The organism is Pseudorhizobium sp. NPDC055634 (assembly GCF_053618655.1).
In genome coordinates, this window is sequence record NZ_JBSHHW010000007.1 from 254768 (window position 1) to 278198 (window position 23431).

General features: G+C 63.2%; 21 protein-coding genes. 8 read left to right on the forward strand and 13 right to left on the reverse strand.

Features of this window, described 5'->3' with window-relative positions; translation table 11 throughout:
• Positions 1–2: 2 nt before the first annotated feature.
• The 3 genes from ACWGPT_RS13840 to ACWGPT_RS13850 all read right to left on the reverse strand — a co-directional run bounded on the left by ACWGPT_RS13840 (position 3) and on the right by ACWGPT_RS13850 (position 3394).
• Entirely contained in the window at positions 3–917 is a 915-nt protein-coding gene (locus ACWGPT_RS13840; RefSeq protein WP_452606187.1) for an ABC transporter permease, read from the reverse strand.
• A 79-nt stretch (positions 918–996) separates the two neighbouring features.
• Positions 997–2496, reverse strand: a complete 1500-nt coding sequence (locus ACWGPT_RS13845) for an ABC transporter substrate-binding protein (protein ID WP_452606188.1) — start codon at positions 2494–2496, stop codon at positions 997–999.
• A gap of 22 nt (positions 2497–2518) precedes the next feature.
• Complete coding sequence (locus tag ACWGPT_RS13850; RefSeq protein WP_452606189.1) at positions 2519–3394, reverse strand: DMT family transporter; 876 nt, start codon at positions 3392–3394, stop codon at positions 2519–2521.
• A gap of 232 nt (positions 3395–3626) precedes the next feature.
• Here ACWGPT_RS13850 and ACWGPT_RS13855 point away from each other — a divergent pair, with 232 nt between their 5' ends.
• The 3 genes from ACWGPT_RS13855 to ACWGPT_RS13865 are packed head-to-tail and all read left to right on the forward strand — an operon-like array spanning position 3627 to position 6884.
• Positions 3627–4808: a sialidase family protein gene (locus ACWGPT_RS13855; RefSeq protein WP_452606190.1), complete on the forward strand. Its 1182-nt coding sequence runs from the start codon at positions 3627–3629 to the stop codon at positions 4806–4808.
• Between the two features lies 1 nt (position 4809).
• Positions 4810–5766 (forward strand): 4-hydroxythreonine-4-phosphate dehydrogenase PdxA, encoded by a 957-nt coding sequence (pdxA, locus tag ACWGPT_RS13860; RefSeq protein WP_452606191.1) that lies wholly within the window; start codon positions 4810–4812, stop codon positions 5764–5766.
• A complete protein-coding gene (locus ACWGPT_RS13865) occupies positions 5763–6884 on the forward strand; it encodes an iron-containing alcohol dehydrogenase (RefSeq protein WP_452606192.1) in 1122 nt (373 codons plus the stop codon). Before pdxA ends, ACWGPT_RS13865 begins: the two co-directional genes overlap by 4 nt.
• Before the next feature lie 75 nt (positions 6885–6959).
• Here the strand turns inward: ACWGPT_RS13865 and ACWGPT_RS13870 are convergent, their stop codons facing one another.
• The 7 genes from ACWGPT_RS13870 to ACWGPT_RS13900 all read right to left on the reverse strand — a co-directional run bounded on the left by ACWGPT_RS13870 (position 6960) and on the right by ACWGPT_RS13900 (position 12667).
• On the reverse strand, positions 6960–7685 hold the full coding sequence (locus ACWGPT_RS13870) for a FadR/GntR family transcriptional regulator (RefSeq protein WP_452606193.1): 726 nt from the start codon (positions 7683–7685) through the stop codon (positions 6960–6962).
• A gap of 2 nt (positions 7686–7687) precedes the next feature.
• Positions 7688–8716 (reverse strand): four-carbon acid sugar kinase family protein, encoded by a 1029-nt coding sequence (locus tag ACWGPT_RS13875; protein ID WP_452606194.1) that lies wholly within the window; start codon positions 8714–8716, stop codon positions 7688–7690.
• A gap of 189 nt (positions 8717–8905) precedes the next feature.
• Positions 8906–9607, reverse strand: coding sequence for a haloacid dehalogenase type II (locus tag ACWGPT_RS13880; protein WP_452606195.1), 702 nt, complete (start codon positions 9605–9607; stop codon positions 8906–8908).
• A gap of 24 nt (positions 9608–9631) precedes the next feature.
• Entirely contained in the window at positions 9632–9886 is a 255-nt protein-coding gene (locus ACWGPT_RS13885; RefSeq protein WP_452606196.1) for an ester cyclase, read from the reverse strand.
• A gap of 85 nt (positions 9887–9971) precedes the next feature.
• Entirely contained in the window at positions 9972–10829 is an 858-nt protein-coding gene (locus ACWGPT_RS13890; RefSeq protein WP_452606197.1) for an alpha/beta fold hydrolase, read from the reverse strand.
• Positions 10830–10865: 36 nt separating this feature from the next.
• Positions 10866–11774, reverse strand: a complete 909-nt coding sequence (locus ACWGPT_RS13895; protein WP_452606198.1) for an NAD(P)-dependent oxidoreductase — start codon at positions 11772–11774, stop codon at positions 10866–10868.
• A 119-nt stretch (positions 11775–11893) separates the two neighbouring features.
• A complete protein-coding gene (locus ACWGPT_RS13900; protein WP_452606199.1) occupies positions 11894–12667 on the reverse strand; it encodes an alpha/beta fold hydrolase in 774 nt (257 codons plus the stop codon).
• Between the two features lie 147 nt (positions 12668–12814).
• On the opposite strand from ACWGPT_RS13900, the gene ACWGPT_RS13905 reads away from it, so the two are divergent.
• The 5 genes from ACWGPT_RS13905 to ACWGPT_RS13925 all read left to right on the forward strand — a co-directional run bounded on the left by ACWGPT_RS13905 (position 12815) and on the right by ACWGPT_RS13925 (position 19081).
• The gene (locus ACWGPT_RS13905; RefSeq protein ID WP_452606200.1) at positions 12815–13756 is read left to right on the forward strand and encodes a LysR substrate-binding domain-containing protein; all 942 of its coding nucleotides are present in this window, start codon (positions 12815–12817) and stop codon (positions 13754–13756) included.
• Positions 13757–14045: 289 nt separating this feature from the next.
• Positions 14046–14603, forward strand: a complete 558-nt coding sequence (locus tag ACWGPT_RS13910; protein WP_452606227.1) for a 2Fe-2S iron-sulfur cluster-binding protein — start codon at positions 14046–14048, stop codon at positions 14601–14603.
• Positions 14600–15580, forward strand: coding sequence for an FAD binding domain-containing protein (locus ACWGPT_RS13915; protein ID WP_452606201.1), 981 nt, complete (start codon positions 14600–14602; stop codon positions 15578–15580). Before ACWGPT_RS13910 ends, ACWGPT_RS13915 begins: the two co-directional genes overlap by 4 nt.
• Positions 15577–17748 carry a molybdopterin cofactor-binding domain-containing protein gene (locus tag ACWGPT_RS13920; RefSeq protein ID WP_452606202.1) on the forward strand — a complete coding sequence of 724 codons (2172 nt, stop codon included), beginning with the start codon at positions 15577–15579 and terminating at the stop codon, positions 17746–17748. The genes ACWGPT_RS13915 and ACWGPT_RS13920 overlap by 4 nt, the downstream gene beginning before the upstream one ends.
• A 358-nt stretch (positions 17749–18106) precedes the next feature.
• Positions 18107–19081 (forward strand): AraC family transcriptional regulator N-terminal domain-containing protein, encoded by a 975-nt coding sequence (locus ACWGPT_RS13925; protein WP_452606204.1) that lies wholly within the window; start codon positions 18107–18109, stop codon positions 19079–19081.
• A 105-nt stretch (positions 19082–19186) separates the two neighbouring features.
• Here ACWGPT_RS13925 and ACWGPT_RS13930 read toward each other — a convergent pair whose 3' ends face one another.
• The 3 genes from ACWGPT_RS13930 to ACWGPT_RS13940 all read right to left on the reverse strand — a co-directional run bounded on the left by ACWGPT_RS13930 (position 19187) and on the right by ACWGPT_RS13940 (position 23351).
• Positions 19187–19873 carry a class I SAM-dependent methyltransferase gene (locus tag ACWGPT_RS13930; protein ID WP_452606205.1) on the reverse strand — a complete coding sequence of 229 codons (687 nt, stop codon included), beginning with the start codon at positions 19871–19873 and terminating at the stop codon, positions 19187–19189.
• A gap of 129 nt (positions 19874–20002) precedes the next feature.
• Positions 20003–20953 carry a DUF535 family protein gene (locus tag ACWGPT_RS13935; protein WP_452606206.1) on the reverse strand — a complete coding sequence of 317 codons (951 nt, stop codon included), beginning with the start codon at positions 20951–20953 and terminating at the stop codon, positions 20003–20005.
• Positions 20954–21416: 463 nt separating this feature from the next.
• Positions 21417–23351, reverse strand: coding sequence for a serine hydrolase domain-containing protein (locus ACWGPT_RS13940; RefSeq protein WP_452606207.1), 1935 nt, complete (start codon positions 23349–23351; stop codon positions 21417–21419).
• Positions 23352–23431: the final 80 nt, after the last annotated feature.

Sequence of the window (23431 nt, forward strand, 5' to 3'; positions counted from 1 at the left end):
CCTCAATGCCGGATGCGGGGATCGAGGAGCGCATAGGCAAGATCGATCAGCAGGTTCATCAGGAAGATGGCGAGCGCGGTCACGAGAATTGCCGCCAGAACCACGTTGAAATCGCGCTGCAGAATCGAATCGATCATCAGCTTGCCGACCCCCGGGAACCCGAAAATGGTCTCGATGATGACCGCGCCGTTGAGAAGGCTTGCGGCCTGGTCGCCGATGACGGTGATGACCGGCAGCATCGCGTTGCGCAGCGCATGCAGGAAGATGATCGGCGTCGACTTCACGCCCTTGGCGCGGGCCGTCTTCACATAGGCCGAAGAGAGCGCCGTGATCATCGAGCCGCGCACCACCTGCACGATGATGCCGAAGGGACGGACGAAGAGCACGCCGATCGGCAGGATCCAGTGCCAGATCGACCCGGTGCCCGATGTCGGCAGCCAGGCGAGGTTCACGGCAAACACAACGATCGCGACGATGGCGAGCCAGAAGTCGGGAACGGAAGCGCCGACGAGCGAGACGATCGAGGAAAGGCGGTCGAAGAACCCGCCGACCCGGAAGGCGGCGAGCGCACCGACGACGATGGCCGCGACCGTCACGAGGCTCATGGTGATGACCGCGAGCCAGAGCGTCCAGACGAAGGCTTCCAGCACCACGTCGAGCGCCGGCCGCGCCTTGCGCAGCGATTGCCCGAGGTCACCCGTCACGATGTCGCCGACATAGCGGCCGAACTGAACCAGCAGGGGGTCGTTCAGGCCATGCAACTCCCGGAACTGGTTCTTCATCTCCTCCGGGGCTTCGACCGGCAGGAAGAGCGCCGCCGGGTCACCGGTAAGGCGGGAGAGGAAGAAGACCATGACGACAAGCCCGATCAGCGAGATCAGGCTGGCCACGGCGCGTTTTCGGATGAAGCTCAGCATGGCGTCCTTGGAGAAAACGGTGCGGCGGGATGATCCCGCCGCATGATTTGCCTTGAGACGGACGGACGACGCCCGACGATTACTTGATCTTGATCTCCGAGAGCTGAAGCATGGAATTCGTCGCCATCGTCGGCTTGAAGTCCAGGCGCTCGGAAACCCGCGAGAAGCCGACCATGTGGAAGAGAAGCACGTCGGCGACCACTTCGTCATGCAGATAGGCGATCACTTCCGACCAGAGCGCCTCGCGCTCCTCGCCGACGGCAGCGGAAGCCCGCTTGATCAGGTCGTCGACCTTCGGATCCGAGAAGCCCGACTGCGTACCCTCGGTCGCATACTTGAAGAACATCGAGAAGGACGGATCCCCCTTCGAATTGTCGTGCATGGCGGCGACCAGCTGCGGACCGCGGCCTTCGGCGAAGGGCTTGGAGTAGTACTGCTCGTGCTCGGCCACTTCGACGAACTTCAGCTCGACCGAGAGACCGACCTCCTGCAGCTGCTGCTGGATCGCCTCCATGATCTCGGTGACGTTCGGGAAGTTGGCCGAACGCGCGATGATGGTGATCGGCGTATCGACCTTCACGCCGTCGGCCTTCGCCTCCTCGACCAGCTTCCTGGCCGCTTCGGGATCATAGGCCGGCACCTTGACGTCCGGGTTCCAGCCGAGCGTCGGCGGGGGCACGATCGCGGTTGCGAGCAGGGCGCTTTCCGGCAGCAGCGTGCCGAGGAAGGCCTCGCGGTCGATGGCGAGGTTCAGGGCCCGGCGGATGCGCACGTCGTTCAGCGGCTCGATATTGTGGTCGACGCGCAGGTAGACGGTCTCGCTGTCGAGATAGGAGAAGTCGGTCGCCGGGTTGGTCGCGTCGAGCTGCGAGATCGAGGGCGAAAGGTCGGCCTCGCCCGCCTGCACCATGGCAGCGCGAACGGCCGGGTCGGCGCGGAACAGGTAGGTCGCTTCGGTCACCTCGGGCTTGGCGCCCCAATAGTCGTCACGGCTCGACAGGACGATCTGCTGGCCGGGCGTCCAGTTGGTGAGCTTGTAGGGTCCGGTACCCACCGGCTCGCGGACGAATTCGAGCGGCGTCTCTTCCGGCACGATGGTGACGAGCGTGAGGAGCAGCGGCAGGATCGGCTGGATCGGATCGGCATTGAAGTCGATCGTATAGTCGTCGACGACGGTCGGAGTGACGGTCATGCCGCCGAAGTAGCGCCGCGACTCGCAGGTGTTCTTCTCGCTCATGATGCGGTCGAAGCTGTGCTTGACGTCCTTCGCATCGAAGCCGGTGCCGTCGGAGAAGGTGACGCCCTGGCGCAGATGGAAACGCCAGCTGCCGTCGGCATTCTGCTCCCATTTTTCAGCGAGGCGCGGCTGGACGCCGGTGCCGCCGCGAACGTCGAGCTCGGTCAGCGTCTCGCTGACGTTCGCCATGATGATGCGGCCGATGTTCGAGCGCGTCGCCATGCAGGGCTCGAGCAGGTCGGCCTCCTCGGCAAGCACGACCTTGATCGGGCCGGAACCGGCATAGGCCGGCGTCATGGACGTTCCTATGACCAGGGCACAAAGCAATGCAGTCTTTTTCATTTTCGTTCTCCTCCCAGATGAATCAGTTCGAAGGCTTCACGCCTCGCGAGCGCGCAGCCATGAGCGCGGCGAGACAGATCAGGATCGCGCCGACCACGGTGGTCAGCGCGACGGTTTCGTTGAACAGGGCAACACCGCCGACCGCCACGAGCGGCAGCCGCAGGAAGTCGACCGGCGCCACGATGCTGGCCGGGGCAAGCGACATGGCATGCGTCATGAGGCCCATGCAACTGGTGCCGACGACGCCCTGTAGCGCGAGAAGCGCCAACTCGCGATTGCCTGGCATCGCGAAGAAGGGCACGGCCAGCAGAAGCGCGATCGGCACCGTGAGCAGCAGGTTCCATACGACCAGGGTCGAGGTCGCATCACCCCGCGACATCGACTTCAGGATCAGCTGGATTGCCGCCTGCAGCATGGCGCCGACCAGGGCAAGCCCCACCGCGAGCGTGAAACCGGAAGGCGACGGGCCGACGATGACCATGGCGCCGCAAAACCCGACGAGCACGGCCACGAGCATGGAGAGGCCGGGACGTTCTCCCAGCAGCACCGCGGCGCCCAGAACGACGAAGATCGGAGACATGAAGGCGATCGCGGTGACATCGGCGAGCGGCCCCATGCTGAAGGCGGCGAAGAAGGCGACCATGGCGAAAAGCTTGAAGAGCGCGCGTACGGCATGCTGCCCGAGCGAATGCGTCGATCGCAGCACCTGCGGTCGCAAGGCGATGAAGGGCAGGATCACGACGACACCGAACAGCGCCCGGAAGAAGGCGATCACGAAGGGATGCACCGCGCCGTCCAGGGCACGCACGATGACGGCATCGGAGGCAGCCAGCGTCGCCGCCCCGATTGCGAAGAGCACAGCCGCGGTTACCCGCTCGCGCCTCTCTTCTGCCTGCATCTCACCCCTCCCGCACCGACCTCCATGTCGGCATCACCAGACCATCCAACTTCCACCCATTTTTGTCAAATCATTTTCCATTGTAAATTCAAAGCGGAGATCTGCGTGAGATAAAAATACGTCAAATCATTATCTTAACAATCATGAATGCTGACATCACCAGAGAAGTCGACATAAACAAACTTGACAACTTTGCAGAAAAGGAAGACTGCAGAGCTGAGAGGAGTGCCCCATGAAACCTGAAGACATCGCCCGACATATGACCGGCGCGCTCGCCACGTCGCCAACCGGCCGCGTCGAGGCCTACCTTCCGTCCCCCATGGTGCAGAACCACGCCGCATTCCTGCACATGCAGGCGGACGGCAGCCTGGTCTGCGCGTGGTTCGGGGGATCGCTCGAAGGCAAGTCCGACATTTCCATCTACGCCTCCGTACTCTTGGAGGGCGCAACCGCCTGGGGCCCGGCGCAACGCCTGAGCTTCGATCCCGATCACTCCGAGCAGAACCCCGTGCTGTTCAGGGCACCGGATGGACGTCTTCTTCTTTTCCACACCTCGCAGCCGTCGGGAAACCAGGACGAGTGCCGGCTTCGCATGACGGAGATCACCGTAGACGGCGTCGAACTGGCCGCAGCCGAAGGCCGTTATCTCGACCTGCCGCGCGGCAGCTTCGTGCGTGCTCCGGTGGTGATCCGTCCGGACGGCGCCTGGGTCCTGCCGATCTTCCGCTGCATCCCCCGCCCCGGCCAGAAATGGAACGGCAGCCATGACACCGCCGCCATCGGCATCAGCGACGACGCCGGTGTCACCTGGCGGCTGGAGGAGCTGGACCAGTCGATCGGCTGCGTGCACATGTCGCCCGTCTCCCTCGGAAAATCGACGATGGCCGCCTTCTTCCGTCGTCGGCAGGCCGATTTTGTCTACCGGACGGAAAGCCGCGACGACGGCCTGACCTGGGCCAAACCGGCTGCGACCGATCTGCCCAACAACAATTCCTCCATCGCGGCCATCTCCTTGGACGACGGACGGGTTGCGATCATCTGCAATCCCGTCAATGCTGCGGCCTCGCCGGATCGCCGCGCCTCGCTCTACGACGAACTCGGGGATGACGACGGCAGGCCCGATGCGGATCCGACCGGCGGCTGCACGTCCATCTGGGGTGTGCCGCGCGCGCCCTTGGTCGTTGGCATTTCGAGCGACGGCGGGGCGACCTTCCCCCAGCGCATCCTGATCGAGGATGGGCCGGGCACCTGCCTCTCGAACGATTCCACCGACGGGCGCAACAAGGAAATGTCCTATCCCTGGCTCCTGGCCGACCCGGATGGAGCCCTGCATATCGCCTATACCTATCACCGACGCGCGATCAAATATGTCCGGCTCGCCCCCGGCTGGGATCGTCCCGACAACGGAGAATGACATGAGCGGCATTATCGGCATCACCATGGGCGATCCCTGCGGCGTCGGTCCCGAGATCTCGGTCCGGGCCCTGGCCGAAATGTCGCCCGAGGATCGCGCCGCAACACGCATATACGGGAACCTGCCGACGCTCGAAGCGGCGCGCGAGGCGCTCGGGCTCGACCTGGACCTCGCTCCTCACGTCGTGGACATCGAGGTCGAAGGCGCCCCCCTGCCCTGGGGCACGCTGAGCCCGGTCGCCGGCGACGCGGCCTTTCGCTTCATCGAAAGGGCGGTACGCGATGCCGAGGCCGGAACGATCGGCTGCATCGTCACGGCTCCGATCAACAAGGAAGCGCTGAACCTCGCGGGCCATCACTACGACGGCCATACCGGCATGCTGCGCAGCCTGACGGGTTCCAAGGCAGCCTACATGCTGCTTGCATCGGAGCGCCTGAAGGTCATTCACGTCTCCACCCACGTCTCGCTGCAGGACGCAATCCGCCGGGCAACCACCGAGCGTGTTCTGGCGACCATCAAGGCCGGCAACGACCATTTGAAGCGGATCGGCTACGAAAGGCCGCGCATTGCCGTCGCCGGCATCAACCCGCATTGCGGCGAGAACGGCCTCTTCGGCACCGAGGATGACGACCAGATCGCCCCGGCCGTCGCGGCCGCCCGCGTCGAGGGTATGGACGTCCATGGCCCGATCTCCGCCGACACCGTCTTCCACCGCGCCTATTCCGGTGCCTTCGATCTCGTCGTCGCGCAGTATCACGACCAGGGCCATATCCCGATCAAGCTCGTCGCCTTCGACACGGCGGTCAACGTGTCCGTAGAACTGCCGATCGACCGCACCTCGGTCGACCACGGCACCGCCTTCGACATCGCCGGCAAGGGGATTGCCAATCACGGCAACATGAATTCCGCCATCGCATATGCCCGCAAGCTGGTCGCCGGCCGGACGAGGCAAGGATGACATCGATGACAGCGTCCATCACCCTTCACCAGCCGCGCCGCCTGATCGTCGGGGCCGGCACAATCGGCGAAGTCGGCGGCCTCGTGGCCGACGCCACCTCCGTCCTCGTCATCGCCACGCCGATCACCGCCGGCTTCGTGGATCGCCTCCGACTGCCGGGCAGGATCACGGTTTTCGATGCCATTCCCGGTGAACCCGATGTTGCCACGCTGGACGCGGCCCTCGCCGTCGCCCGAAGTGTCAAGCCCCAGGTCGTCATCGGTCTCGGCGGCGGCTCCGTCCTCGACGTGGCCAAGCTCGTCGCGGTACTCTGGGATAGCGAACAGACGCTTGCCGACGTCGCCGGCCCCAACAAGGTCAACGGCCGCAACACACGCCTCGTCCAAGTCGCAACGACCGCCGGCACCGGCTCAGAGGCAGGCATCCGCTCGCTGATCACCGACCCGGTGAAGGGCGCGAAGATCGCCGTCGAGAGCGCGCATATGATTGCCGACGTGGCCGTGCTCGATCCGCAACTGACATTCACCGTGCCGCCGGCAGTAACCGCCGCGACCGGCGTCGACGCGATGGCCCATTGCGTCGAGGCTTTCACCAACAAGCGCGCCCATCCGATGATCGACGGCTTTGCCCGCATGGGCTTCCGTCTCGTGGGCAAGTACCTGGCGCGCGCCGTCAGGGACGGTTCCGACACCGAGGCGCGCGAGGGCATGATGCTCGCCTCCTACTATGGCGGGATCTGCCTCGGACCGGTCAACACTGCGGCGGGCCACGCGATCGCCTACCCGCTCGGGACCCGCCTCGGGCTTCCCCATGGCCTTGCCAACGCAATCGTTTTCCCGCATGTTCTGGCCTTCAACCAGCCTTCGGTACGGGAAAAGACCGCGGAAGTGGCCGAAGCCCTCGGCTTCGGTGCAGGCTCGCCTGCGGCCATCCTGGAAGACGCCTCCCGCTTCTGCACGGATCTCGGGATCGAGATGCGCCTCTCGCGCCACGGTGCCGGGGAGGATGCTCTTGCCGGCTATGCGGCCGAGGCCCATGCCAACCGCCGCCTGATGGACAACAATCCGGTGGACATGGCGGCCGAGGAAGTGCTGGCGATCTACAGGGCAGCCTTCTGACGCCTGACACGACGACCGAACGAAGAGGGGGCCGACACAGCCCCCTTTTTTTTGTGACCGGCCTTCTCAGGAACCTCAGGCCTTCGACGCTGCTGACGGCGATGAGCTCGCCTGGAAAAGACGATCGCGCGATCCGCTCAGATGGGAATGCATCAGTTCCCTGGCGCGAGCCCCATCACCTGCCGCTATCGCGTCGGCGATCGCCTCGTGCTCCGCAAAGACGCGTGAAAGCCCGGCGACGTCGCGTTTGACGGAGACGCCATGGAAGCGCATGCCGACCGCGATGTGGTCCTTCAGGGCTTCCATTGCGGTGGAGAAATAAGCGTTGTTGGCGGCACGGGCGATCGCAAGGTGGAACTGGAAGTCGGCGTCCTCGCGGTGGACCTGCCGATTGGTTGCGTCTCTCAGAAGTTCGAGCGCGGTGCGGATCGACTCGAGATCGTCCGGCGTGTGCCGCGCGGCGGCGGCCTCCGCCGCGGCCGGTTCCAACGTCAGGCGAAACTCGTAGCAGTTCAGGAGATCCGCCACGTTCTCCAGCTGCCCGAAGCCGAGCGGCTGCTTCATGCCCACCGAGCGAACGAAGCTGCCCGCCCCGCGGCGCGAATAGATAAGCCCCTGCTCCCGCAACCGGCGCAGGGCTTCCCGGATGATGGGTCGCGACACCTCGAATTCGATCGCAAGATCATGCTCGATCGGCAACCGCTCGTCCGGCTGGTAGGCGCCCGACTTGATCGCCCGGTGCATCCGTTCGAATACCAGGTCCGCCAGGCTCTTGCGTGCTGTTCCGCTTTGCAGTCCCATTGTCAGCCTCTGGCCCCGGACAGTTTCTCGGCAAGCATTGCCAATGTCTCCGGTACTCCGAATCCCCCGGACTTGGCGATGATACATTGGTTGCCTGCATAGGCCAGACCCAGGCCGGGCAGGCATTCGCCTTCCAGCCGGAAAGATTGAATTCCCATCCGCGCCAGCACGGTTTCGGCCGTCGCACCGCCGCACAGGAGCAGCGTTTCAGCACGCTCCGTCAGGCCTGGATGTACGGACGCCGCAAGGTTCCGGGCGACTTCTTCCGATGGTAGCTCCTCCCCTCCGGGAACGGCCTGCACCAGGACAATCGGCGACGGGGCTTGATCGAGCGCCCCGAGGACACCGTTCGGCGCCGGGTGATATGCCAAGGGGTCCAGGAGGCGCAGGCGTTCCACCTGCTCGAGCGTGATCCGGTCGTTCGACCCGATGACGAAGAGCCCCGTCCCGACAGGCGGCGCCGCCAGTTCAGGCGCCGCTCGCCCCGACATCCTTGCTGCAAGCACGTCGGCAAGCCCGCGCGAACCGACCATCAGGTCGAAGCCTTCAGCCTCGGCCCTGTCGAGCGCATCCTCCAGGTCACCGTCCGTGACGGCGTCGATGATGACGGAGCGGGCCGCATGTGCTCCGAGCGCGCCCGCAACGGAGATGGGTGTCGTAACGCCGAAGCCCTCGACATGCCCGTCCCGCACGATGCGCCCGAACGCCGGTATGGCCGGAGCGACAATCGCCCGTTGATACGAAATGGCATCGAGTTCCGCCGACACGTGTCCCTTGAGGCGCGAGTCGACCTTCTTGAACAGCCGGACATCCGCCGGCATCATCTCCGTCACCTGGCCCATCAGGCGATGGGCATATTCGGGCGATTTTTCCCGCGATGCGAGGTTGACGGACAGCACGTCCGGCCCGGCCGCAAGCGTCTGTGCGACGGCATCGACCGTCAGGGCCACCTCGGCATGAAGACCCCGCGCGGCAAAAGGAGCCGCCGTATCCAGCGCACCGGTCATATCGTCAGCAACAATGACCAGCACATCCGCCTCCATGTTGTCATCTTATCGGCGCAAAATATGCTCTGAATTACAAGAAGATGCAACATATCAATAACAACCGTCTCGCTGGCCTTGCGACAAGCGGCAAGGCAAAGGGACGATGGAGGCGAAGAGACTCTAAAATCATTCACAAGCGCACTGTCCGCGCCGTTTATCCGACCATGTCGCCGCTCATTCCCATCGGGTCGAGGCGAGAAACGCCGGCACTTCGGCGAGCGTCGGGAAAACGGCATTCGGCTTATAATCGGGCGGTGGCGTCCGGCCGGTGCCCCTGTCGATCCAGATGCAGCGAAAGCCGAGGTCGCGGGCGGCGACAAGATCGAGATGGGGGCTGGCGCAGATATGCACGATGTCTGGCCGTTCCACCCCAAGCGCACGATGGGCATGGTTGAAGATCGTCTCGCTCGGCTTGTAGGCACCGGCCTGCTGGGCGGTGATCACGCGATCGATATGCCCGCCAAGCTGGGCGACATTGCCCGCGATGATATCGTCATCAGTGTTCGAGATGATGCAGAGTTTGAAGCCTTGTTTCTTCAGTTCGCCCAGGGCCTCGACGACCTCCGGGAAAGGCGGCATGCGAGAAATGCTCGAAGTCAGGATATCGACGTCGTCCGGTGAAACGGAGATCTGCAATTCCTCCATCGCCATCCGAAGGGACTGGGCGGTAATATCGCGAAAGGACCGATGCGGCCTGCTTTCTTCCAGCGCATGCTCGTGTTTGTCGTACACCCTGATGAAGCTGCGGGCGTCGATATCGGCTCCGGCCCTTGCGGCCAAAATCGAACTGACGGCGTCAAGCAGCCCTTCGTCCCACTGGATAAGGGTTCCGTAGCAGTCGAACGTCAGCCATTCCGGTCGTTTTCCCGATAGCATGCCTTCTCCTCTCCTCGATGAGCCCTAATCCTGGGCGGTCAACTGCGTCAGGAACGCGGAAGGATCGTATTCGACCCATTCCTCGATCAATTGCCCGTTGGGCGCAAAGCGAAAGATGTTGATGAGAGAATACTCGACGTGATGGCCGTTCGGCCGGATGGGCTCTCCCCCGAAGCCGGCAAAGGCACGGACGAACCTGCCGGAAAACCTTGTCCGGGCCGCAAGATGCTCGTGAAGGGAAAGTCTGACATGACGGTTCCTTTGTCGGCGGGAGCGCATTCCCGTCGTCCCATGACGCTCCGACGGTCTGATGGGTTGCGCCCGGCCCTCTCGGGGGCTGCGTGGTCGTCCCGTCCGTCCCCACTCAGACGTACCGCCCGAGAAAGCTCCGGATGAACGTCGCGATCTCCGCCGAATGGGTTTCGAGCGCGAAATGGCCGGTATCGAGGAAATGCACCTGCCCGTCGGAAAGATCGCGCTTGTAGGCCTCCGCACCAGCCGGAGTGAAGGCTGGATCATGCCGGCCCCACACGGCGAGAAACGGCGGCTGGTGCTTGCGGATATACGCCTGGAACTCCGGGTAGCGGGCGACATTGCTGGCGTAATCCCGGATCAGGTCAAGCTGGATCTCTTCCGCTCCGGGCCGCGCCATCAAGGCAATGTCGAGCATGTATCCGTCCGGGCCAAGCAGTCGCGGATCGGCTCCCGTCCGGTATTGCCAGTTTTCGATGGCTTCAGCCGAGAGCGATGCCCTGCAGGCTTCCCGGTTTTCCGGAGTGTTCTCCCGCCAATAGGCCTGCCAGGGCCCCCATTCGTCGCTGAAGCCATCGAGATAGGCATTCCCGTTCTGGCTGATCAGCGCTGTGATGCGCTCGGGGTGAGCCACGGCGAGCCTCAATCCCACCGGCGCGCCGTAGTCGAAGATGTAGAGTGCGTATCTCGTCAGTCCGAGCGCATCGACGAAACCGCCGATGACGGCCGCCAGATTGTCGAAGCTGTATTCGAAGGCACCGCGGGGTGGCGCCGACGTATAGCCGAATCCGGGAAGATCCGGCGCAATGACGCGGTACCGGTCGGCCAGTCGGGGAATGAGATCACGGAACATGTGGCTCGATGTCGGGAAGCCGTGGAGAAGGAGCAGGATCGGCGCATCCCTTGGCCCCGCTTCCCGGTAGAATACATCGACGTCTCCCACCCGCTGGTTCTTGTAGGTCACGGTCATGATAGTCTCCTGTCAGAAAGTCGCGGCAAGGGGAGGTTATTGGTCGCGATCAGGCGATGGATCGCTCATGCGCTCCAGGGCCAGGATCACGGCAGTCACGTCATCGCCCTCGTATCCGAGCGATCTCGCCGCTTCGTAAAGCGATCCGGACAACGCCAGCAGGGGAACAGCGACCCCTTTTGCGCTGGCGGAACTGGTGATGAGTTCCGTGGTCGCGAGGACGGTCGCGATCGAAGCCTGGACCGAGAAATCCTGCTCGATCAGTTTCGGCAGCTTCATGCGGATCAGCGGGCTGGCCATCGGACCGGTCGTCATCAGTTCAAGAAACGTCTGGAGATCGACATCGAGATGCCGCGCGTAGTTCACCGATTCGGCGAGCGCCGCCATCATGGTCCCGACGAACACATTCGAGGCAAGCTTGGTGGCGACCGCCTTCGGCACGGCGCCGCACATGATGACCTCGCGGCACATGTAGTGGAGGAGCGGCTTCACCGCTTCCACGTCCTGCCCCTCGCCGGCGAGCATCGCCACGAGCTGACCTGACTGGGCAGGGCCTCTCTGACCGGAAACCGGCGCCTCGACATATCTGGCCCCGGCGAACCGCAGGTCGCGAGCAAGGTCCTCGGAGTAGCCGGGCGAAGGCGTGCCCATGTTGACGATCAGGTGGTCGGCGACCATCGGCGCGAAATCTGACGTGCCGCGTTCCAGCACTTCGTCGATGGCACTCTCGCTGGCAAGCATGAGGAAGACCGTCTTCGCCCCGCCGAAAAGTTCGGAAGGGTTCCTCGCGGTTTGGGCACCCGCCTGCGCGAGGATCGCCATTTTCTCCGCAGACCTGTTCCAAACGACCAGCGGATGCTCGGACCGCAACAGGTTGAGCGCCATCGGCTCGCCCATCGTGCCGAGGCCGATAAAGCCGAGGAGTGCCTTGTCCTCATCCGTCATCTGTCGGTGCTCCATCATCAGTCCATGCGTAGGACAAAATCATAGGCGTGAGACGCGAGGCTCGTGCTTGCGCGCAGCTCTCGAGGCCGACGGCCGGAGCCGTCGGCGCTGGCGTCCCGCTACTTGGCGGCGTCCTCGATGATCTTGGCCACTTCGTCGGGATGCGACACCATCACGACATGGGATGCACCATCGACCACGACCGTCTCCTTGGCGCCCGCGCGCTCTGCCATCCAGGCGAGGGCCTGGGGCGGAATATTCTTGTCGGCATCGCCATAGATGGCCCAGGAGGGAATATCCTTCCAGCCGGCATTGGACGTGGCTTGTCCGAGCGCGAAATCGGTGACCGGCCTCTGGCCCGCGGCCATGAGTATTGCCTCATCCGCGGAGACATCCGCGGCAAACTGGTCGTGGAACTTGTCCTGCTGGATATAGAGGTCCTTGACCCCGTCCTCCAGTTCGACCGGCTCCGCAAGCGTCGGCGGAAGCGTGCTGCCGGGAAACTTGCCGGTCAGCGCCAACGCCGTTTCGCCGACGTCGGGAACGAATGCTGCGACATAGACAAGGGCCTTGACGTTCTCGCCACCCTTGGCGGCTTCCGTGATGACCGAACCGCCATAGGAGTGGCCGACAAGAACAACGTCGGTCTTCAGGCCCGCAAGGATGCGACGGACGTAGTCACCGTCGCCTTTGACGCTGCGCAGCGGATTTGCGACGGCGACGACGGGATAGCCTTCCTTCGTAAGCCTCGCGATCACCCCGTTCCAGCTCGTCGCGTCGGCGAACGCGCCGTGGACGAGGACGATGGTCGGCTTGCCGCCCTCCGCCGCATAAGCCGAGCCGGCCCCGACGGAGGCGGCGAGCAAGGCAAGGCCAAAAGCTGATTTCAACATGAGGTACATCCTTTCCGTGGTGTCGAGAGGGTTGCTCTCGGGCTTTGTACGCTCCGCGTGTTGCGATGGCTTGGAATATGGCGCCTTTTGCTGTTCGGGATAATCCGGTAAGAATGGACATCATTTTTCCAGAAAACGGGAAAGCGAATGGACAGACTGGAGGCCATGGCGATCCTGGCCGCGGTGGTCGATTGCGGTAGCTTCTCTGCGGCCGCTCGGAAGCTGCGGATTCCCGTCACGACGGTTGCCCGCAAGGTCTCCAACCTCGAGGCCCTCCTGGGCGCGGAGCTTCTTGTTCGCACGACCCGGAAGCTTGCCCTGACGGATGTCGGAGCGACCTATCTGGCGGCGGCGCGGCGAATCCTCGACCAGGTCGAGGAGATAGAGCGCGAGGCCGCCGGAGAGTTCATCACCCCCAAGGGCGAGCTCGTCATTACCGCGCCCGTGCAGTTCGGCCAGCTTCACGTCCTGCCCGTCGTCGTTGAATTTCTTGCCGCTTTTCCGCAGATCACGATCAAGCTGCAGCTCCTCGATCGGGTCGTGCCTCTGGCGGAAGATCAGGTCGACATGGCCGTTCGCATCGGAAGCCTTCCCGACAGCGCGATGATCTCGACCCGCATCGGCACGACACGCATCGTGCTCTGCGCGAGCCCGAAGCTGCTGGATCGGCATGGCACGCCGCAGACGCCTGACGACCTGAAGAATATGCCCTGTGTCACCTTCGACGGACCCGGCCACCTGACGGAATGGCAATTCGTCCACCCGAAGACCAGGAAGCCGCTACCGGTTCCGGTAGAGCCGCGTCTCTCGGTGACGACGACCGAAGCGGCTCTCCGCGCGTCGCTCCAGCATGTGGGCGTCACCCGGCTGCTGCACTATCAGGCGGCGGACGCGCTGAGGGAGGGCGATCTCAAGATTGTCCTTGATCGGTTCGAACCGGACCCGGTGCCGGTGAGCCTCGTCCATGCCGGCCGCAGCCAGATGCCGGTCAAGATGCGGTGCTTCCTCGATTTCGCGGCACCTCGATTGCGACAGCGATTGCTGGAGATCGCCACCCACGGAGAAATGTCGATCTCCACCGCCTCGTAATCTCGTTTCGAACGGCCTGCCACGTTGCCACCCGATGAACGCCGGCCGCAGAGCCGGTAGCGACCTGTTTACCGGACGATTCAGTCGATCTTCTGGACGAATCGTCCATCCCGGCCGGACCTCCCGAAGCTAGTATGCGAAGTCGCGCCCTCTTGGGCCGCGGACTTGTTCTTGCGAGCGATGGCGATGAGGGATGGAGGACAACGTGATCGGGAGTGACGACGATTTTTTCCCCGTGACGCGACGGCAGTTCCATCAGGGAGTGGGCGCGGGCGTCGCGGCAAACTGGATGATGTTTGAGAGTTTGCCGGCAAGTGCCCAGGAGACCTCCGGCAAGGAGGTGTCCGTGAGCTTCACAGTCAATGGCCAGTCCCGAAGCCTGGTGCTTGATCCTCGCACGACCCTCCTCGACGCGCTCCGGGAGCACCTTGCGCTGACAGGCACGAAGAAAGGCTGTGATCACGGCCAATGCGGAGCCTGTACTGTGATCCTAGACGGTCGGCGCATGAACAGCTGCCTGAGTCTCGCCGCGATGCACGAGGGAAGCGACATCCTGACGATCGAGGGGCTGGCAACCGATGATGATCTCCATCCGATGCAGCAGGCCTTCATCGAGCACGACGGCTTTCAGTGCGGATACTGCACGCCCGGCCAGATTCTCTCCGCGGTCGCAACTCTGGAGGAGATCTCCGATGGCATTCCGAGCGCCGTCTCGGCGGCGCTGACCGTCCCCGCCTCGACAAGTGCCGCGGAAATCCGGGAACGGATGAGCGGCAATATCTGTCGTTGCGCGGCCTATCCGAACATCGTCGCTGCAATTCAAGACGTGGAAGGGGATGGGAAATGAGGGCGTTCACCTACCATCGCGCCACGTCCGTTGACGGGGCAATCTCTCTTCTTTCGGCGAGGCCCCAGGCAAAGGTCATTGCCGGAGGCACGAACCTCCTGGATCTCATGAAGCTCCAGATCGAACTTCCGGAGCACCTGATCGACATCAACGGAATTGGCCTCGACCGCATCGACAGGCTGGAGACGGGCGGGCTTTCCATAGGGGCCACCGTCCGGAATACGGATCTTGCAGCCCACGAGATCGTGCGGAGCGACTATGGGATCCTGACGCGTGCGCTGCTTTCGGGCGCCTCCGGCCAGCTTCGAAATCGGGCGACAACCGCGGGAAACCTGCTGCAACGGACCCGCTGTCCCTATTTCTATGCGCCGGCTATGGCCTGCAACAAGCGCGTGCCCGGGTCCGGCTGCGACGCCATCGCAGGACTGTCCACGAATCTGGCTATCCTCGGGGGCAGCCCGTCCTGCATCGCAACTCACCCCTCCGACATGTCGGTCGCCATGCGCGCGCTGGATGCAGTGGTAATTGCCGTCGGTCCGGACGGCGAGCGCGGCATAGACATTGCCGACTTCCACAGGTTGCCCGGCGACACGCCCGAAGTGGAAACCGACCTACGCGCCGACGAGATCATCGCGCGCGTTGAACTTCCGCCCCCGATTGACGGGGTCCATGTCTATCGAAAGGTCAGGGAACGAGCGAGCTACGCCTTCGCAACGGTGTCCGTGGCACTCGTTGCGCGGCGCGATGGCGAACGAGTTTCGGTCGAGCGCCTCGCTTTCGGCGGCCTTGCTCCCAGGCCCTGGCGGGTGGAAGGCGCCGAAGGACTTGGCTTCGGTGCACCTGAAGAAATCGCCCGGGACGTCGCGGCAATCGTGCTTGCGGGAGCACGGCCGACCGAGCACAACGCCTACAAGGTTGACCTCGCACAGCGTGCCCTGCACGCCGCACTTGTCGATGCACGGGAGCAGGCAGCATGACCCGGCTTGATAACAACGAGACCGCGACCCGGATCGTCGGCCAGCCGATCGACCGTCTTGACGGCGTCAAGAAGGTCACCGGCGCTGCGAACTACGCTTACGAGAACACCAGACTCGGCGAAGCGCTTGTGGGCGTCTTTGCTGCCGCGACGATCGGGCAGGGCGAGATCGCCTCGATCGACACCTCGATCGCTCACGACATGGATGGGGTCGCGTTGATCGTCACCCATGAAAACGCGCCTCGCCAGGGCGCGCTGGACGCCTCCGGAGCGAGTTTCGCGGCGCGCGCTCGCCCGATCCTGTCCGGGCGGACGATCAATCACTTCGGGCAGCCAGTCGCCCTGGTTGTCGCAGCGACATTCGAACAGGCCCGGGACGCGGCACGTTCCATCAAGGTAACCTACCGCCGCAAGACCGGCAATTTTGCGTTTTCCGACGGTCATCCGGTGAGGGACGAGGAAACGGCGAATGCCGGTTTTTCGGGCGCAACCGACGTCGGCGATTTCGAAGGCGGGTTCGCGGCGTCCGAAGTGAAGATTGACGGCGAGTACGAGAGCGCGATCCAGCTCTCTCAACCGATGGAGCCGCATGCCACCCTTGCGTGGTGGCAAGGAGAGACACTCAACCTCGTCACCAGTCACCAGACACTGGCAAACATACCGTCGTCGCTGGAAGCCGCTCTCGGATTGTCCCGGGATCAGGTCGTCGTCTCCGCACCTTTCGTCGGAGGAGGGTTCGGCTCGAAGCTCTCGGTTCACGCTGACCTGATGGGCGCTGCGATCGCGTCCAGGATGCTCGGGCAGCCGGTCAAGGTGGCCCTGACACGCCAGCAGATGTTCGGTCTCACAGGCATGCGGCCCTGGCAAAGGCAGAGGGTCCGTCTGGGAGCCGGTCCAGACGGACGCCTGTCGGCGATCGGCCATGAGACGCTGATCTACTCCAACAAGGGCGATCCTTTCGTGGAGCAGACGGCGACGGTAACCCGTTCCCTTTACGCGGCTCCCCATCGCATGACGCGTCATCGCACGACACATCTGGATCTTCCAAGCGGCGAAGCCGTTCGGGCCCCGGGCGAAATGGCCGGTCTTCTTGCCGTCGAGATCGCCATGGATGAACTTGCCGAGAAGCTGGCTATGGACCCCGTCGACCTGCGGATCCTGAATGACACTTCGACCGACCCCGAAACAGGGGCGCATCTTACCGGCCGCCGCCTCTCGGAGTGCCTGCGCACGGGAGCGGCACATTTCGGATGGGAGAAGCGCAGTGCCCGGCCGCGCATGTCGCGCGACGGACCGTGGATGGTCGGTATGGGCATGGCGTCGGCGATACGCCAGCACTTTCAGGGAGCGGCTGAGGTCGAGGTCGCCGTCAACCCGGCCGGACGCGTCGAGGTTCGCTCCGACCTCACCGACATCGGCACGGGGAGCTACACGATCCTCGCCCAGGTCGCAGCCGAGGTGCTCGGGTTGGAGATCGCCGATATCGACGTCGCCCTCGCCCACTCCAGCCTGCCCCCCGGTGGCGGTTCCGGAGGTTCATGGGGCGCCCCGAATACCGCGGCGGCCTTGCATCAGGCCTGCCTGAAACTGATGGCCGAGGCACAGGTGGATCCCGGCCCGGATCTGGTGGCGCGCGTGCTGGCGGTCCACCCCTCCGGTCTCCTCGCGAGGGGCCGCTCGATCCCCTCGGCGCAGATAGAGGATTGGGCGGCCAAATCTCGCCACACCTATGGAGCCCATTTCGTCGAGGTCGGGGTCCATGCCTTGACCGGTGAGACCCGGATCCGGCGAATGCTCGGCGTCTTTTCCGCAGGGCGTATCCTCAATCCGAAAACGGCCCGATCCCAACTTCTCGGCGGGATGATCTGGGGGCTTTCGGCAGCCTGCCGTGAAGCTGCCGAAGTGGATCCACGCTACGGCAACATCGTCAATGGCGATCTGGCGGAATACCTGGTTCCCGTTCACGCGGACATTCCGGATATCGACGTCATCCTGGTCGACGCGCCGGATCTCGAGGCCAACCCCGTCGGGGTCAAGGGGGTCGGCGAGCTCGGTGGCTGCGGGTCGTCCGCGGCTTTCGCCAACGCGCTTTACAATGCCTGCGGCGTGAGGGCCCGCAAGTTCCCCGTCCATCTCTCCAATCTCGTCCCCGATCTCCTGCGAGCCTAGCATCCGGTGGGCCGGATCAACCAGTCGATCGCGCCGCGCCTGATTGCCTGCAGGCCCGGCGCAGCCGTCCCGGTAGCGCGAGTATCCGGCAACCGCGCGCCCTGATTTCCAGATTAGATTCGGAAACAAGGTTTATTCCGATCCGCGGAGAGCAGTTTTGCTTCGGCTCGTCGGCACTGTCGACCGAATTCTCCACGTGTGGCACGCCCGATTGGCAGGAAATACTAACCATTATGTCAAGGATCGGCGTCTCGATACGGATCAATGTCCAAGGTATACTTCTCATTGCCTGCAGGAAGAAAACTTGAGTATTGCCGCGCTCCCAGGCCCAGGGAAGCACGAGAGCGGGAAGTACTGAATGGAGGAGGAACCCGGGATGCCGAACCGAGAGTGGATAAAGACGCTCATCAGCCGTCATGCCCCCGTTGACGGCATCTTCCAGACGAAGCTTCCGGGATTGGCGCTTATCCGGTGCTCCTACCCGACCTTTCCCATGCCTGCGATCTACGGCCCGACCCTCTGTCTCGTGGCCCAGGGCCAGAAAACCGCGATGCTCGGGCGAACGCACTTCGTCTTCGATGAAGCAAGTTACCTGATCGCGTCCGTCGACATGCCGGTCGTCGGCGCGGTCACGAAGGCGTCCACTGCCGAGCCTTACCTCTCCATGCAGTTGAACCTCGATCGCCTCGAACTGGCCGAACTGGCGGACCGATACCCACTGCCCGCACAGCCGGGGAAGGCCGCAACCGCGCTTCTCCTCGGCGATATCGACCCTGAAGTGCTCGACACCGCATCGCGTCTGCTTGCGCTTCTGGATCGTCCCCAGGACATTGCCGAACTGGCTCCGCTTGCGAAGCGGGAGATCATGTACAGGCTGTTGACGAGCCCCAACAGCCGGACGATCCGGCAGATGGCCAATCCCCGAACCCACCTCAGCCGGATCGCCCGCGCCACCCAATGGATGAGGAGCCATTATCACGAGGCCTCCCTGGTCGAACGCGCTGCCGAGGTCGCGGGCATGGGTCGTTCCACCTTCTTCAGCCATTTCCGATCGATAACCACGATGAGCCCCGTCGAATTCAGGAAACAGCTTCGCCTGCAGGAAGCGAGACGCCTGATGCTCTACGACGGCGTGGACGTGGCGACGGCAGCCTTCCATGTAGGATACGCCAACCCCTCCCACTTTTCGGCGGACTTCGCGAAGGCATTCGGCGCGCCTCCTTCGAGACATGTCGACCTCGTACGCAAACTTGGCCACGGAAAGGCCTTTCCTTCGAAAACCGAGCCGATGCCGCACGCCCCGCAGGAGGGCTACCCGACGTCGGATCGATAACGAACCCGTTTTCCCCCGAAAGATTGCAGCAGGAACTGCGGCGGGCATGGTTCATTCAGGTCGAAACAGAAAAGGCAGCCTGGCGACTGCCCAAGCATCGGGCCGTCAGGATCCCGGCCTTGTCATGACCCAGCCCCGAAACGAAAAGGCAGCGTAAAAGAGCGCTGGATGCAGGAAGCCGGCGTCACGAAAGAGGTCTTCCTCGCCCTCCGGAGAGAGCAGCGGAAGCTGACCTGCCATTACCCTGGCCGAAGCAGCGGCTTTCTCCGGATCCCCGCTTGCCCCGCCGGCGAAGGCCGCGGATAGGCGTAGCCACGCTTCCGCCTCGCCGCCCACGGCGGTGTGATGGGCAGCGACGAGGGTACCGCCCGGTCTCAGACGCCTGCCTATTTCCTGAAGCGTTTCGAGCCTTTCATCGCGGTCGAGGAAGTGCAGCGTGAGAAGACAAACGGCCGCATCGAAGGGACCCGGCGGTGCGTCGATCGCCCGACCGAGAATGAACTGCGTCCGCTCGGCGCAAGCCGATGTCGTCTGGCGCGCGACGTCCAGCATTGCGGATGACGGGTCAACGCCGGTAAACCGCCAGTCCGGCCGCGCCTCCGCCATCGCCCTGATCTCCAGGCCACCACCCGCGCCGACGACCAGTACATGCGCATCCGCGGGCGCCCGCTCGGCAACGAGCAGGGTCACCATCCTGTGGAGGTCTGCAAGGCCAGGCACCTTGCGCGGCGTTTCAAGGATGTAAGAGCCGGCGGATGCGGTATCCGCGAAAAGGCCGAAGTTACTGCTCATCAGGCACCAGTTCATGAAGGAGATGGGGCTTCATAGCATGGCGTCGACTTCCGTGCCGCGACAAACCGCACGAAAGCTCCCCCCTCTCCCCGCAGTCTAGATATGACAGCCGCACTTGGTCTGCCCGAGCTAATAAAACAGTTCGCCGATCGTGTGGAAGCAGGCCTTGCTGCGGCTACGGCCGTCCGCTCCGACAACCGCGGATTTCGGCACCATGAACCCATAGGTATTTTCGGGCGTGGCGGAACGCTCCGCCCAGAACCCGTTGATATCCGACCGCAGCATCGAGCGTCGCTTGCTGCGACGATACTGGATAGGCTGCCGGTTTTCCGAGACGGCAAGGAAATGAGCCGTGCCGCCTTCGAGGGTGAGGCCCTGCAACACCATGAGGATTGCCTCCTTGGGACGCACGCCGAAGAGGTCCCGGGTGGCGTCGACGATCAGCCGCTTTCCTTTGCGGGGCCCCTGCATGCTGCCGACAACAAAGGTATAGCGACCATGCAAGCCTTGGTGGACGAGGATGAACCTGCCGACGCAAAGCAATGCCATGTCGCGCGTCCGAACGAGGCGAACGGCAAAGGCGCCTTCGTGACGCCCGCCAAGACGGTCGGCGAGTGCGATGTGGCAGCTATAGGACTCGTTACGCCCTTCAATGACGCCCATATGCAGCCGTTCCCCTTGCCAGAGCCGCATCAGGCTGTCTCTGGAGAAGATGCCTTCAGCGATCTGGAAATGGTTGGCAAGCAATTCGAGCCGCAGAGACCTGGGCATTCCGTGAACCAGGAATTTCGACAGAGGCTTCTGCAGCAGATCATCATGCGGAGCCGGATATTCGCCCGCCGCGGTGAAATTCGAAAGAAAACGCCACCAGCGCATTGTCACGATCGGGTTGGCAGCGAAGCGCAACCAGAAGAGACAACCGCGCTTCCAAGGGGCCCGCAGCGCAAAGGACAGTATTCTACCCAACACGAGATTTTTAGATTGCGGGAATTCAAAGGGGGATTTTGGTCGTGCGCCGTGGCGGAAAGTATTGAAGGTTTGAGCTTTGGCCCCGAAAGTGATCAGTTCGCTCTGAGACATGTTAAAACCTGTGAACCGTGGCTTGATCCATTCGCGCGCGGCTGTACTTTCGGGAATTGCACGAGCGCTGCGGCCAGGCTTCGTGCTCCACGATTTCCAGAACTGGTTTTTGGTCGCGATTAAAGTGACTTACGATCATGGGTGGCTCCTCGTTGAGGACCACGTTCTCCCGCCCGATCGTCAAGGTTTGACGAAGAGCATGTCACAAAGGAATAAGTTTCATTACACACATCGGGCTGGGTGGCGTCCGTATTCCTCGACAATCTCGCTGAGGCGGCGGCCTGACCATGATGCGCACGTAGAGCCACCTGTCGGGACCTGGCACTGGCCTGCCATCTGCGCATCGAGCACTGGGACGGTGAGAGCCAAGGCCAAGACATTCGAGGAACAAGCTATCGCGTTGCACTGCCTCCCGCTCGCGCATCAATAGCGACCGGGAGGCAGTTCCCAGTGCGTGAACTCCCTAATAGGTCACGCCGAATTTCAGCAGGTTGTAAACGAAGGCCGTCCAGATCACCACGATCGATGCGAGCACAAGAGCGATGGCGACGATTATCGACCAGGCGCCTCTCCGGTCACGTATCGCGTAGATCGCATTTGCTGCGGCGCTGGCGACGAGGGCAACCGTTCCAATCACGGTCAGCGTCTGCAGGGTCATCAGCAGCGTGTCGGTTCTGTTGCTCAGCAGGGTCAGGTCGTTGAACATCGCCGTGAGCATCGCGATCCAGCCGATGAATGCCGCGACGATGACCAGGGCTGATGCCCGTACGCCATGATAGGCAAGACGGGCACTGTTGGGCAGCGTAAGCGGCGCGCCGTAACGACGGCGGACCAGGGCCGCGGCGGGCCATTGGACGGCGGCGATCGCCAGGACGCCCAGGCTTGCGACAAGAGCAGGCATGAGCCAGCTTACCGAACGCTGCCATGGCACCGGGTCGTACACCATGATGGGCGCCATGCTGTCGAGGCTGAAGCGGGCCTTGCCGTACTCATCGATCGTCGCCGCGATGCGTTCGGCGCTGTTGCTCGACTGCCAGACGCGCGGCTCGACCTCGATCCACTCGTGCACCTCGGCACCGATGATGGGCAGGTTCGTCCCCTGCAGCTTGCCACCTTCGGTAGTGCTGATGACCGTTGATTCTAACAATTCTGCCAGGGCTACGAAGCTTGTTTCGGAGCGACGCGAGGCTGTCCACTGGCCGGCCAGCAGAGCCGCGTTTCCCTCCCCGATATCCGTGAGGGTCGGTGCCTCTTTGCGGGGAAAATATCGATTGGCGAACTCCGAGAACAGAAGTGTCCGCAGGTCATAAGCAGCGTCGTTCTCCCCCGTGCTGTTGATGGAAACAAAGATCCCGACACCCTCGTCGATGAACAGGTTCACGTCGGAGTGAAATGTCTGGGTGTCGCCGCCATGACTGATGACCCGATGCGCATTGACCGAGTTCTCGTAAAAGCCGAGGGTCATGCCGTTCAGTGCAGGGATGCTTGCGAAGGCCCGCGCGTGCATGAGCCGCGCCGTTTCGGGCTGCAGGATTTGCGCGTCGCCAAGCCGCCCTTCGTTCAGATGCGCCAGCATGAACCGAGCCATGTCGGGTGCGGTGACCGCGAGCGCACCCGCCGGCGAAGCCGCGGCCATTTCGAACGGCGTCCGTTCGCTGCTGGCAGTATGATAGCCATTGGAAAGATCGTGAAGCTGCGCTTCCGTCAAGTCCTGCGAGAAGGTCGCGCTTTCCATGCCGAGCGGCGTGAAGATGTTTTCGTCGACATAATCGCCGAACGGCTGCCTCGACACGCGCTGGACGACGTAGCCCGCAAGTGCAGTGGCATAGTTGGAATAGGCAGGCGTTGTGCCCGGGGCGAAGATGCGGGCCGGGATATAATCCCGCACGAGTTCTTCGAATGGTACCGCTTCCTTCGGATCAAAGGCGATGACGTGCTTGAGCTGTTCCTCAAAGCCCGCAGTATGCGTCATGACGTGCCGCAAGGTGACGGGCTGTCCCTCAAAGGGCGGAATGATGAAATCGAGATAGCTGTTGAGGTCGGCATCTAGGTCGAGGGCTCCGCGTTCCACCAGTTGCATCACGGCGGTCCAGGTCATGAGCTTGGAGACCGAGCCGGCGCGAAACAGCGTCCGGTTCGGGTCGACCGGCCTGCCGGTGCCGACATCGGCCACGCCATAGCCCTTGGTCGTGAGGACGTCGCCGTCGGCAACGACCGAGACGACCGCACCGGCAATATTACCAGCCTTCAGAGCATAAGGCACGATGCCGTCAAGCCAGGCATCGATGTCTTCCTGCTGGAGTCTGTGTGCCGCGGGCTCAGGCGTCGGGGAGAGCTCCGCCTGTTGCGCCAGCGCTGGACCGGTCAGTGTCATCGCCAGCGTGGCGAGCATGGTCATTATCCGCATTCTGAAACCTTTTACGTTTTATCGGCTTCACTATCGATAGCAGCTCTGCTCGCTGAAATCGGGCCCCCTCC

Coding starts and splice junctions, on each gene's coding strand:
- ACWGPT_RS13925 (WP_452606204.1), top strand. CDS start 18,107: ATGGAGGAGGAACCCGGGATGCCGAACCGAGAGTGGATAAAGACGCTC.
- ACWGPT_RS13895 (WP_452606198.1), bottom strand. CDS start 11,774: ATGACGGATGAGGACAAGGCACTCCTCGGCTTTATCGGCCTCGGCACG.
- ACWGPT_RS13865 (WP_452606192.1), top strand. CDS start 5,763: ATGACATCGATGACAGCGTCCATCACCCTTCACCAGCCGCGCCGCCTG.
- ACWGPT_RS13915 (WP_452606201.1), top strand. CDS start 14,600: ATGAGGGCGTTCACCTACCATCGCGCCACGTCCGTTGACGGGGCAATC.
- ACWGPT_RS13935 (WP_452606206.1), bottom strand. CDS start 20,953: ATGTCTCAGAGCGAACTGATCACTTTCGGGGCCAAAGCTCAAACCTTC.
- ACWGPT_RS13910 (WP_452606227.1), top strand. CDS start 14,046: ATGATGTTTGAGAGTTTGCCGGCAAGTGCCCAGGAGACCTCCGGCAAG.
- ACWGPT_RS13920 (WP_452606202.1), top strand. CDS start 15,577: ATGACCCGGCTTGATAACAACGAGACCGCGACCCGGATCGTCGGCCAG.
- ACWGPT_RS13845 (WP_452606188.1), bottom strand. CDS start 2,496: ATGAAAAAGACTGCATTGCTTTGTGCCCTGGTCATAGGAACGTCCATG.
- ACWGPT_RS13880 (WP_452606195.1), bottom strand. CDS start 9,607: ATGCTATCGGGAAAACGACCGGAATGGCTGACGTTCGACTGCTACGGA.
- ACWGPT_RS13840 (WP_452606187.1), bottom strand. CDS start 917: ATGCTGAGCTTCATCCGAAAACGCGCCGTGGCCAGCCTGATCTCGCTG.
- ACWGPT_RS13930 (WP_452606205.1), bottom strand. CDS start 19,873: ATGAGCAGTAACTTCGGCCTTTTCGCGGATACCGCATCCGCCGGCTCT.
- ACWGPT_RS13940 (WP_452606207.1), bottom strand. CDS start 23,351: ATGACCATGCTCGCCACGCTGGCGATGACACTGACCGGTCCAGCGCTG.
- ACWGPT_RS13885 (WP_452606196.1), bottom strand. CDS start 9,886: ATGCGCTCCCGCCGACAAAGGAACCGTCATGTCAGACTTTCCCTTCAC.
- ACWGPT_RS13870 (WP_452606193.1), bottom strand. CDS start 7,685: ATGGGACTGCAAAGCGGAACAGCACGCAAGAGCCTGGCGGACCTGGTA.
- ACWGPT_RS13850 (WP_452606189.1), bottom strand. CDS start 3,394: ATGCAGGCAGAAGAGAGGCGCGAGCGGGTAACCGCGGCTGTGCTCTTC.
- ACWGPT_RS13905 (WP_452606200.1), top strand. CDS start 12,815: ATGGACAGACTGGAGGCCATGGCGATCCTGGCCGCGGTGGTCGATTGC.
- pdxA (WP_452606191.1), top strand. CDS start 4,810: ATGAGCGGCATTATCGGCATCACCATGGGCGATCCCTGCGGCGTCGGT.
- ACWGPT_RS13890 (WP_452606197.1), bottom strand. CDS start 10,829: ATGACCGTGACCTACAAGAACCAGCGGGTGGGAGACGTCGATGTATTC.
- ACWGPT_RS13900 (WP_452606199.1), bottom strand. CDS start 12,667: ATGTTGAAATCAGCTTTTGGCCTTGCCTTGCTCGCCGCCTCCGTCGGG.
- ACWGPT_RS13855 (WP_452606190.1), top strand. CDS start 3,627: ATGAAACCTGAAGACATCGCCCGACATATGACCGGCGCGCTCGCCACG.